The following is a 10,970-nucleotide window of genomic DNA, read 5'->3' as shown; positions in this document are numbered from 1 at the left end:
CGTTCGCGACCATCGCGGAGTGCGTCGCCGAGCGCCCGGGAGCGACCGCCCAGTTGTTGCTGCCGAGCCCGGAGCCCTCGGGGTTGCTCCCCACCGGCTGGCCCGCGGCGGGGGTCTCGTCGGCGAGGCGCTTCACCTCGTCGAAGACCTGCGCCTGCGGCGTGCCGGCGAGCTCGCGCGCGCGGTCGGCGCCGAACTCGCGCAGGAAGCCGAAGAGCTCCTCCTCGTTGGGCTCGAAGATCGCCGACAGCTGGCGCGCCATGAGGAAGACGATGCCCATCGAGTCGGCGCCGCGCCAGGGCTCCGGGCGGGCGCCCAGAATCCGGAACTCCGGTGGAAGGCCGCTCTGGTGGGTCTCGATCCAGGCGTTCACCCCGCTCGCGTAAGCGGCCAGCAGCTCGCGGCTCTCCGGCGAGGCCGCGGCCACCAACTTCTCGGCCGCGGCGTAGATGCGCAGCCTTCGAACCTTCTTGTCGAAACCGAGGGCGCGCTCGCCGAAGAGCTCCGAGAGCCGGCCCGAAGCGGCGCGGCGCGACATCTCCATCTGGAACATCCGGTCGTTGGCGTGCAGCCAGCCGAGCGCCGCCGTCGCGTCGGCCGCCGATGCGGCCCGGACGTAGGGCATCGCCCAGCGGTCCCAGCGCACCTCGACCGGGGCCTGGAGGCCGGCGAGGGCGGCTTGCCCCTCGCGCTGCGGCAAGCCGCGCGACTTGAGCCAGTAGAAGCCGCCGGCGGCGAGCGCGGCGACCAGGAGGAGGACGACGACGACGAAGCGGAGGAGCTTGCCGAGGAACATGGCTGCGGACTCTATCGCGGGGCCGGAAGCCGCCCCCCGCAGATTGGCGTCCGGAGTCGGCCGCTACTCGTCGCGGCGAGCGAGGCGGACGAGGCTCTCCAGAGTTCGGAGCTTTCTGTCCTTGGCGGCGAAGAGGCGGGCGGCAAACAGCGCCGAGGCGGCGTGGGCCGACAGCAGATCGAGGAGATCGCGGTCGTCCGGGCGCAGCACCGGCTTGTGGTCGAAGAGCTTGAGGACGACGAGGGCGCCGACGATCTGGTCCTGGATCTTGAGCGGCACGGCGGCGATCGTGTTCGAGGTCGCCGTCGGGCCGAGCTTGAGAGAGCCGTCCAGGAGCGCGGCGTCGCAGAGCGGGTCGCCGCCGCCGTAGATCTCGCCGAAGAAGCCCGGCGTCCCTTCGGCCGAGGTGCCCTGCGAGAAGGCGATCTCGAAATCGTGCCCGTCGTCCTTGAGGAGCAGCAGCGCGAAACGCTCGGCGCCGAGCAGATTCACCGCGATGTCGGCGATCGCGCTCGACACCTGCCGCGGATCGAGGAAGGCGTGCAGCTGGTACGTCGCGACGTAGAGGCTCATCAGCCGGTCGAGCTGATGCTCGGTGTCGACCAGCCGGACCGAGATCTCCTGCATGTCGACGCGCACCTCGTCGAGCTCCCGTTCGAGCCGGTCGGCAACCGGCGGCGGCTCGACGCTCGCCGCCCCCTCGACCTCGCCGCGCGCCGCCGCCGCAAGCGTCGTCGACAGGCGCGCCACGAGCTCGCTGGCGCGTCCCAGAGCGTCGCGCAACTGGTCGACGAGCGGTTCGTGCGCGGCCGGTTCCGGTTTCATGCGCGTGTCATTCGGGATCGGGCAGCGCGGCGATCGCCGCCCGCACCTCGTCGGCGCGGAACGGCTTGGTCAGGTAGGCGGCGGCGCCGGCGGCGAGACCGCGCCGCGCATCTTCGTCTTTGCCCTCGGTCGTCACGACGATGACCCGCAGCGCCGGAACCAGGCCGCGCATTCCGAGCTCCTTCAGAACCTCGAAGCCGTTCATCTTCGGCATGTTGATGTCGAGTAGCACGAGATCGATCTCGGGGTCGGCGGCGATCCTGGCGAGCGCCTCGTCGCCGTCCCGCGCCGCGACCAGACCGCCGCCGCGCAGCATCACGCCGTACATGCGGTGCATCAGGTCGGAGTCGTCGACGACGAGGATCTTCTTGGGTTTCACGGTACCCGGGCAGTGTAGACGAAGGGTCGGGGCCTTTCAACAGCTCCGCCCCAAGGTGCGCGGCGGCATCTGAAGACGCGAAGACGCGGCCGGTCTTGCATCCTCCGCCGTTCTGGGTGACGATGCAGACTCTTCGAAGGAGCCTCGACCGTGGAATCACGCAGCGGCTCGATCCTGACCCTCCGCAGGGTCGCACGCCCGGAGTACTCTGGAGGGGCCGGTTGCCCCGAAGGGGCCGGATGAGCCGGGCGTCCGCGAACCGGATCGAATCCACATCGCTCACGACCCCGGGGCTGCTCTTCGTCGCGACCTGGGCGGCCGGCGGCTGGCTGCTCGCCGGCGCCAGCCGTGAGGCCGCGACGCCGCTGTTGCAAGTGATCTTTCACGTCGTCGCGATCGGCAGCGCAGCATTGCTGCTCTTTTTCGAGCTCTCTGCCCGGGCGAGCGACCCGCGCTCGGGCCTGCGCGCCCGTCTCATCGGCGTCTTCAGGCAGCTCGGGGACGGCGACCTCATCGGCGCCGGCGAGCTGGCACGGACGCTCGACGCCGATCTCGCCTCCGGCGTCGGTCGCGCGGTCGCCGGCCTGGCGACGCGGGTCGAACAGCTGCAGGCGAACTCGCATTCAGTTGCGGGCGCCGCGGAGGGCGTCGAGCGCGGCTCGACGGTGCTCGCGGCGAGCTCGGCGCAGCAGGCCGCCGCCGCCGGCGAGGTGACCGCCGCCATGGAGGAGCTCTCGCGCACGGCCGCCGAGATCTCGGAGCATGCCGAGCGTCAGAACCAGCTGGTCCTCACCGCGGAGGGCGAGGGCGCCGCGGGTGCTTCGGCGGTCGCCGAGGCGGTCGAAGGGGTGGGCGCGGTCGAGCGCCGCATCGCCGACGTGACGATGCGCGCCGACACGCTCGGCACGCGCTCGCGGGAGATCTTCCGGGTGCTCGAGCTGATCAGCGACATCGCCCAGGAGACCCATCTGCTGTCGCTCAACGCGGCGCTCGAGGCGTCGGCGGCCGGCGGCCGCGGCCGGCGCTTCGCCGTCGTCGCCGGCGAGGTCCGGGTGCTCGCCGAGCGCGTCCGCGACTCCGTGGCCTCGGTCCGCAGCCAGATCGAGGAGTTCGCGAGCGCCATCCGTTCCACCGTCGTCGCGACCGAGGAGGGCAGCAAGGAGGCCGCACGCGTCCTCGAAGAGGCCCGGGCGGCCACCGGCGCGCTCGGAATTCTCCGCGCCTCGCTGCGCGAGAGCTCCGAGGCCGCGCGGCAGATCTCGTCGGTCACAAGGCAGCAGACCTCCGCCACCGAGGAGGTCCTCTCGACGCTGCGCGAGCTCCACCAGGTGGTCGAACGGATGTCGCGCGACCTCTCCCAACTCTCCGCGACCTCGGGCCGGCTGCGCACGATCGGCCTCGACCTCGAGCTCCTGGCGCAGACCTTTCGCCTCGACTCTCCCCGTTCGCTCAAGCGGATGGTTCACGAGTGGGCGGCGCGCCTCGCCGGTACGCCCGCTGCGATGGCTGCGGGCGCTGCGCTGGCTGGGGGCGGTGCAGGCGCGCAGGAGCTGATCGACGAGCTCGTGGGTGCCGCGCCGTTCGTCGAATGCGGCTGCATCGTCGATCCCCGGGGGAAGGTCCTCGCGACGCAAATCGCCCGCGACCTCCGCGAGAGCAACGCCGAGGCGCTCCAGGAGCTGCGGCGGCGCAACCTCTCCGACCGCGTCTGGTTCAAGAAGGCGCTCGAGAGCACGCGCGCGGTGGTGACGCCGCCCGAGCTCTCGGTGATGTCCGGCCAGCCGTGCATCATGATCGCCGTCGCCCGCCGGGACGCCGCCGGCCAGCCGGTCGCCGTGGTCGAGTTCGACGTCAACGTGCGTCATTGGACGGAGATCGGAACGTGAGCTCCACCCCCTACCTTCTGGTCCGCTGCGGCGAGAAGGTCGCGGCGCTGCCGGCGGCCGCCGTGCGGCGCGTCGTCCGGGGCACGCGACTGCATCCGCTGCCCGGCGCGGGGCCCGGACTCATCGGTCTCGCCGAGTTCGCCGGCGAGCCACTCGCCGTCCTCGACCTGGCGCAGCTCCTCGGCGAGGAGCGCGGCAGCTCGCGACCGCCGATCACCGTGGTGACCTGGCTCGGCAGCGGCGAGGAGCGCGAGCTCGTCGGGCTGGGGGTCGACGACGCCATCGAAGTCGTCGAGCTCGATCCTTCGGCACTCGCCCTCGGCACGGCGCTCGTCGGCGGCCGCCCGGTCGCCGTCGTCGATACCGAACGGCTCGGAGTCGAGGCATGACCGGCGGCTTTCTGATCGTGCGCCGCGCCGGCACACTCTGGGGCCTGCCGGCGGAGCAGGTATCGGGCATCGAGCGGACGGAGACGGTCGACAAGCTCGAGGTCCCGGCCACTGGCGGCGGGATCGAGCTGCGGCTTGCGGGTGGCGGCCGGCTCGCCGTCGATGCCGTGCTGACGCTCGCCGCCGAGCTCGCGGTGCGACCGCTCTCGGCACGCCTGCGTCCCCATCTTCCGGCGGGATCGGCAGGCCTCGCGCTGCTCGCCGGCGAACCACTCGTACTGATGACGCTCGCGGACGGGGTTCTCCATGATTGACCGCCATGCCCTGCGCAGCGTCCTGCCGCTCGCCCCGGTCCTGCTCGCCCTGCTCACCGTGGTGCTCATCGCTGTCGCCGAGGCGGCGAGCTCGGCCTCCTGGCGCTCGACCGCGGCGCTGCTCGTCGCCCCCCTGGTGATCGCGGCCGCACTGCCCTCCATCCGCCGCAGTTTCGCGTTGCGAACCGCGAAGCGCGCCGACCGCGAGCGCCTGGTCGCTTCGATGGACGAGCTCGCCGCCGCCGACCTGGTGCGCGCCAAGGTGATCGCCGCCGACCTCCCGGCGGCCCTCTCCGCTCCGCTCGGCGAGGCCCTGGCGCCGCTCGAAGTCCTCGCGGCGCGGATCCAGAGCTCGTCGGTGGAGGTCGCCGGCGCCGCCGGCGCCGTCAAGCGCATCGCTTCGGAGCTCGCCGCCGGCTCCTCGCAGCAGTCGGCCTCGGTGGTGGAGATCACCGCCGCGATGGAGGAGCTGGCCCAGACTGCCACCCAGATCGCCGGCAACGCGGAGGCCCAGGCGGAGCTGGCGCGGCTCGGCGAGTCGACCGGCACCGAGGGCGCTGCCGCCGTCTCGAGGGCGGTGGCCGGAGTCGAGCGCCTGCGCGAGCGCATCGCGGCGATCGCCAAGCGGGCGACCGATCTCGAACGCCGCGCCGAGGAGATCTTCGGCGTCCTCGCGCTGGTCGAAGACATCGCGCGCGAAACCCATCTGCTGTCGCTCAATGCGGCGATCGAAGCCGCGGGCGAGTCGGGCGACGTCGGACGCCGTTTCGGCGAGGTCGCCGAAGAGGTCCGCCGGCTCTCCGGACGCTCGCGCGACGCGGCGGCCTCGGTCCGCCGGCTGCTCGAGGAGTTCTCGACTTCGATCGCCGCCACTGTCGAGGCGACGAGCGCCGGCGGGCGCGAGGCCGAGCGCGTGCTGCTGCGCGTGACCGCGACCGCCGGCGCCATCGCCGGCCTGCGCGACGCGCTGGTCGAAACCGCCGCCGCCGCGCGCGAGATTTCCGCCGGCACCGCCGAGCAGCGCACCGCCTCGCTCCAGGTCGTGCAGACGCTGCGCGAGGCCTCGGCGGTCGTGCAGCAGATCGCCGACGGGCTGCGCGGTTTCTCCGGCGCGGCACGCGGACTCGAGGAGGCGGCGGTCAGCGTCCAGCTCCTTGCGCAGGGCTTCCGGCTCGACTCTCCGAGCTCGCTCCGGCACCTGGCGGAGAGCTGGGCAGCCGAGCTGCAGCCGCTTCTTGCCAGCCCCGACGCCCTCGAACGGCGGCTCGAGTCGCTGCTCGAGGACCGGCCCGACGTCGAGTTGATCTTCGTCAACGATCGCCGCCGCCAGCGCACGGCGATCGTCGGTCAGCCGTCCCTGCTGCGCCTCGTCGCGATCCCGGACGAGATCCGCTTCGGACACGACTTCTCGGATCGTCCCTGGTTCCGCGCCGCCGCCGCCGAGCGCCGCGGCATCGTCACGTCGGCCATGACCTCCATCCTGACCCACGAGAAGGTCGTCACCGCCGCCGCGCCGTTCTTCGAGGACGGCGAGCTGGTGGCGGTGCTCGGCATCGACATCAACCTCGAGCGCTGGACTTCCGGGTAGGTCGTGGACGACGAGCTGCTCGAGCTCGTGCCGGTCTTCGTCGCCGAGGCGCGCGAGCGCCTGCAGCGACTCGCCGACCTCGTGCCCGGGCTCTCTCGCGGGCCGGAGGCGCTGGTCGAGATCCAGCGCGAGCTCCACACCCTGAAGGGCGCCGGCCGCATGATGGCGATCGCGCCGTTCGCCGAGCTCTGCCACGCCACGGAAGAGGTCGTCCTCGCCCGGCCCCCGGCCCTCGAGGGACTGCTGCTCTCTGCCCACGACGCCCTTCAGGCGATGGTCGAATGGGTCGAGAGCGGCGATCCGGTCCTGGCGGCGACCGACCTGCTGATCGAGTTCGAGCGCCACGGCGCAGCGGCTCGACCGTCCACGGCCGTCCCGGCGCCCGGGACCGCCTCCGGCGTGCCGCCGGCGATCGTTGCGGAGGCCAGCGCGGGCGGCGAGAGCCGCGCCGGTGAGGATCGCCGGGCCGGTGAAGACCGCCGGGCCGGCGAGGACCGGCGGGGGCACGAAGACCGCCGGGCCAGCGACGAGCGGCTCGCCGCCGACGAGCGCTCGGACAGCGCGGGGCTGCAAGCCGCCGGCCTCGAAGCGTTCGCCGAGCGGGCGGTGCGCGTGCGCGCCGCTGCAGTCGTCACCGGGCGCCTCCTCGCGCGGCTCGAAGAGCTCGCGAACCTCGCCGAGGACGGCGTCCGCGATCCGCAGCCGGCGCAAGCGCTGGCCGTGGTCGCCGCCTCGCTGCGGCAGGCGGTTCTCGAAGCGGGCGCACTCGAAACCCGTCTGGCGCGCACCGGCGAAGAGCAGATCGAAGCGGTCCTCGCGCTGCAGATCGTCCCGCTCAAGCCGACGCTGCGCTCCCTGGCGCGCAACGCCCGCGAGCTCGCCCGCCGCCTGGGCCGTCAGATCGAAGTCGAGCTCGAGGGCGAGGAGACACGGCTCGACCGGCGCATCGCGCGCGAGCTCGACGGCGCGCTCCGCCATCTGGTCTCGAACGCAGTCGACCACGGCATCGAAGGCCCGGCGGAGCGTCTCGCGGCCGGCAAGCCCGCGGCGGGACGGCTGCGCATCGCTGCCGCGCCGGGCGGGCGCGGGGTCGAGATCCGGATCGCCGACGACGGTCGCGGCATCGACGCCGGCGAGGTCGCCCGGCAGGCGGTGGCGAGGGGCTTTCTGCCGCGCGCCGCGCTCGAGGCGCTGCCCGAGGCCGACGCACTGCGGCTCGTCTTTCTGCCCGGCTTCTCGACGCGAGACGCGACCTCCGAAGTCTCGGGGCGCGGTGTCGGTCTCGATGCGGTCGAAGCGGCCGTGGCCCGCCTCGGCGGCGAGGTGCGGATCACTTCGCAAGTCGGCGCGGGCTCCGAGGTCGTGCTCGACCTGCCGGTGGCGCGCCGCGGCGAGCAGGTCGTCCTCGTCCGGATCGGCAGCGCCCTTCTCGCGGTGCCGGCGGTCGCCGTGCGACGGATCGAGAACCTCTCCGGCGTCACCGTCGAAGAGAACGGCGGGCACCGGATGGCGATCCTCGGGGACCGCCTGGTGCCGTTCGTGGCGCTCGGCGAAGCGCTCGGCATCGCAGCTGCCCCCGGCGGCGCCACCGGCGCCGACGTCGCGAAGCTTCTCATCGAGGGTTCGGTGGCCGGCCGGCCGGTCGCTTTCTCGGTCGACCGCGTCGAGGGCGAGGTCGAGCTGCTGGTGCGTCCACTGCCGCGCCGCGCGCGCGTGTCGTCGCTGGTCGACGGCGCGGCCCTCCTGCCCTCGGGCGATCCGGTCGCCGTGCTCGCGCCGCAGGGGCTGCTGGGCCGCGAGTCCTCGAGCCGGCGGGCGCCGGTCGCCCTCGCCGACACACCGCGCGAGCTCACCCGTCTCCTGCTGGTTGACGACTCGCGGGTGACGCGCGAAATGGAGCGCCGCATTCTCGAGGACGCCGGCTTCCGCGTCGAGGTCGCCGCCGATGGCGACGAGGCGCTGCGGCGGCTCGCGGTCGAGGCCTTCGACTGCCTGGTCACCGATATCGAAATGCCCAACCTCGACGGCTTCGAGCTCACCGCGCAGCTGCGCCAGATCGAACGATTCGCGCACCTGCCGATCGTCGTCGTCTCTACCCGTGAGAGCTCCGAGGACCGCCTGCGCGGATTGCGCTCGGGCGCCGACGCCTACCTGACCAAGCAGAGCCTGGTCGCGACCGACCTGGTCGAGACCGTGCGCCGCCTGACCGGCAGCTGAGGCCTGAACCTCGAGTGCCGTCCGCCACCCCAGGCAAGGTCACGGTCGTCATCGTCGACGACTCGTCGTCGGTGCGCGCCGTCCTGCGACGTCTCCTCGCCCGCGCGCCGGGCATCCAGGTCATCGGCGAAGCGGCCGACGGCGAAACCGCCGTCGATCTCGTCGAGCGTCTGCGGCCCGATGTCCTCCTGCTCGACATCGTGATGCCGCAGCTCGACGGCTTCGGAGTTCTCGCGCGCCTCGGGCGCGGGCGTCCGGTGCCGGCGATCCTGCTCACCTCGCGGGCCGATCGCGCCGAAGTGCGTGCGGCCTTTCAGGCGCTCGGTTCCGGCGCGGTCGAGCTCCTGCCGAAACCCGACGATCCGGAGAGCTGGCGCCTCCTGGCCGAGACGCTGCCGGCCGTGGTCCGCGCCGCGAGCGCGGCGAAGTTGCCGGCGGTGCCCGCCGCGCCGGAACAGCGGCTCCCGCATCTGCCTCCGTCGCATCCCTTGCCTCCTCTCGATCCTCTCGCCGCGCCGGGTCCGAGTTCTCCGGCCGCGCCCCGACCCCGGTCCGGCCGCGAGGTCTCCTGGCTGGCGATCGGCGCCTCGACCGGCGGGCCGGCGGCCGTGCGCGATCTGCTCGCCAACCTCCCGGCGCCGGCGCCGTTCCCGATCCTCATCGTCCAGCACATCGCGAGCGGCTTCGAGACCGGCCTCGCGGAGTGGCTCGCCTCCACCCTCGGACTCGACGTGCGGATCGCCCTCGCCGGTGAGCTGCCGGGCCCGGGAGCGGTGCGCATCGCACCCGGCGGCGTCCATCTGCGACTGGGGCCGGACGGGCGCCTCGAGCTCGACGACGTCACGCCGCCCCGTCGCGGGCACCGGCCGTCGGCCGACGAGCTGTTTCATTCTCTTGCGCGCGGCGCCGCCTCGCGCGGGGTGGCGGTACTGCTGACCGGCATGGGGACCGACGGCGCCAACGGCCTGCGCGAGCTGCGCACGGCGGGGGCGCTCTGCTTTGCCCAGGATGAGGCGAGCTCGGCAGTCTTCGGCATGCCGCGGGCGGCGATCGAGCTCGGAGCCGCGGAGCTCGTCGCCGCGCCCTCGGCGATCGGGGGGGAGATCGCCCGGCGCTTGCGGGAGACGCGATGATCCGCGCCGTCCTCGAGCTCGCCGCACTCGTCCGGCGCGAGACCGGGAACGAGCTTCCGGAGGGCCGGCTGCCCTTCCTGCGCGAGGCTGCGGAGCGCCGCTGCCGGGTGACCGGCCATGCCGATCTGGCCGGGTACGTTCAGGCGCTCGCCGAGGGCGAGCTTCCGGGGGAATGGGAGACGCTCGCGACGCTGCTGACGATCAAGGAGTCGACCTTCTTTCGTGTGCCGCTGCAGTGGGACCGGATTCGCGACGTACTTCTACCCGAGCTCGTCCTCGCCCGCTCGGGCACGCGCCGCCTGCGCTGCTGGAGCGCCGCCTGCGCGGCCGGCGAAGAGCCGGCGACGCTCGCGCTGGTGCTCGGCGAGTCGCCGCTCCTCGCCGGCTGGGACTGGCGGATCCTGGCGACCGATCTCGACCCCGAGGCGCTCGCCCACGCGCGCCGCGGGATCTACGGCGAGCGCGCCGTGGCGGGCGTCCCGGCGAAGATGCTCGCCGCGTCGTTCACGCGCCAGGGGCCTCTGTACGAGCTCGATGCGCGTCTGCGAGCCCGGATCGACTACCGCCAGATGAACCTCTCGCGCCTCCCCTACCGCCTGGAGGAGCCCGCCTTCGACCTCATCCTGTTGCGCAACGTCCTGATCTACTTTCGCCAGCAGCTGCAGGCCGACGTCGTCGCCGAAGCGGCGCGCCGGCTGGCACGCCCCGGCGCCCTGTTCCTCGGCGGCTCCGAGACCCTCTGGCGGGTGCAGGAGACGTTGCGCGCGGTCGATCTCGGGGGCTGCTTCTGTTACCGCCTGCCGGACGAGGAAGCGACCGCCGGGCAAGGCAGGGCGGGGGCCGGAAGGTCGCGGGTGCCCGTCCGCTCTGCCGCCCGCGCGGCCGACGCTGCCGAAACAACAGCCGCCCCAACGAGCCCGGCCCTCCGGAGCGCGCGCAGCGCGAGCGCTGCTTCTGCGGCGACAGCCGCACGGCCCGCAGCGGACACTTCTCTGGTCCAGACGCCGCCGATACCGCCCGGCGCCCCGTCCACCGCCGAGCGCCTGCTGGCGGCGATCGGGCACCTGGAGTCGGATCGGGTCGAGGCGGCCGGTCGCGAGGTCGAGCTCGCGCTCTCGGGCGACCCGGCCGATCCCGCAGCGCACGTGCTCGCGGGTCTCGTCCACGATCTCGCCGGCCGCGCCGACGCGGCGGCGGACGCCTTCCGAGCGGCGCTCTACCTCGAGCCGGAGCTGCCCCAGGTGCGCTTCCGTCTGGCCTCATGCCTGCGGCGCGCCGGAAAAGGGGAGCTCGCCCTGCGCCAGATTCGCGACGTCGTCGCGACGCTCGAACGCGGCGGCGGGCGCCATCTTCCGCTGCTCGACGGACGGCTGTTGCCGGGACTGCCCGAGACACTCCGCCTGGCACGCGCCCAGCTGGATCCCCGCTACCCCACCGGCTGAC

10 protein-coding genes are annotated in these 10,970 nt (G+C 73.3%); 7 read left to right on the top strand and 3 right to left on the bottom strand.

The genetic code is table 11. The features are described 5' to 3' along the window. The 3 genes from KBI44_12745 to KBI44_12735 all read right to left on the bottom strand — a co-directional run. The coding region (locus KBI44_12745; GenBank protein ID MBP9145346.1) for a penicillin acylase family protein at positions 1–796 on the bottom strand (796 nt) is incomplete at its 3' end. Between the two features lie 63 nt (positions 797–859). Continuing rightward, positions 860–1,621 (bottom strand): GAF domain-containing protein, encoded by a 762-nt coding sequence (locus tag KBI44_12740; GenBank protein ID MBP9145345.1) that lies wholly within the window; start codon positions 1,619–1,621, stop codon positions 860–862. 7 nt (positions 1,622–1,628) lie between these two features. Continuing rightward, positions 1,629–2,000 carry a response regulator gene (locus KBI44_12735; GenBank protein ID MBP9145344.1) on the bottom strand — a complete coding sequence of 124 codons (372 nt, stop codon included), beginning with the start codon at positions 1,998–2,000 and terminating at the stop codon, positions 1,629–1,631. 239 nt (positions 2,001–2,239) lie between these two features. Here KBI44_12735 and KBI44_12730 point away from each other — a divergent pair, with 239 nt between their 5' ends. Genes KBI44_12730 through KBI44_12700 form a run of 7 tightly spaced genes read left to right on the top strand, consistent with a single transcriptional unit; the run spans position 2,240 to position 10,969 of the window. Further along, positions 2,240–3,886, top strand: coding sequence for a methyl-accepting chemotaxis protein (locus KBI44_12730; GenBank protein ID MBP9145343.1), 1,647 nt, complete (start codon positions 2,240–2,242; stop codon positions 3,884–3,886). Next, the gene (locus tag KBI44_12725) at positions 3,883–4,275 is read left to right on the top strand and encodes a chemotaxis protein CheW (GenBank protein ID MBP9145342.1); all 393 of its coding nucleotides are present in this window, start codon (positions 3,883–3,885) and stop codon (positions 4,273–4,275) included. The genes KBI44_12730 and KBI44_12725 overlap by 4 nt, the downstream gene beginning before the upstream one ends. Further along, positions 4,272–4,589 carry a hypothetical protein gene (locus KBI44_12720; GenBank protein MBP9145341.1) on the top strand — a complete coding sequence of 106 codons (318 nt, stop codon included), beginning with the start codon at positions 4,272–4,274 and terminating at the stop codon, positions 4,587–4,589. Before KBI44_12725 ends, KBI44_12720 begins: the two co-directional genes overlap by 4 nt. Continuing rightward, a complete protein-coding gene (locus KBI44_12715) occupies positions 4,582–6,177 on the top strand; it encodes a hypothetical protein (GenBank protein ID MBP9145340.1) in 1,596 nt (531 codons plus the stop codon). The genes KBI44_12720 and KBI44_12715 overlap by 8 nt, the downstream gene beginning before the upstream one ends. A gap of 3 nt (positions 6,178–6,180) precedes the next feature. Continuing rightward, entirely contained in the window at positions 6,181–8,394 is a 2,214-nt protein-coding gene (locus KBI44_12710; protein MBP9145339.1) for a response regulator, read from the top strand. Positions 8,395–8,408: 14 nt separating this feature from the next. Continuing rightward, entirely contained in the window at positions 8,409–9,527 is a 1,119-nt protein-coding gene (locus KBI44_12705) for a response regulator (protein MBP9145338.1), read from the top strand. Then, positions 9,524–10,969, top strand: a complete 1,446-nt coding sequence (locus KBI44_12700; protein ID MBP9145337.1) for a hypothetical protein — start codon at positions 9,524–9,526, stop codon at positions 10,967–10,969. Before KBI44_12705 ends, KBI44_12700 begins: the two co-directional genes overlap by 4 nt. The last annotated feature ends 1 nt before the right edge of the window (position 10,970 follow it).

It is taken from the genome of Thermoanaerobaculia bacterium, assembly GCA_018057705.1.
GTDB lineage: Bacteria > Acidobacteriota > Thermoanaerobaculia > Multivoradales > JAGPDF01 > JAGPDF01.
This window is presented reverse-complemented; position numbering and strand designations above follow the sequence as displayed.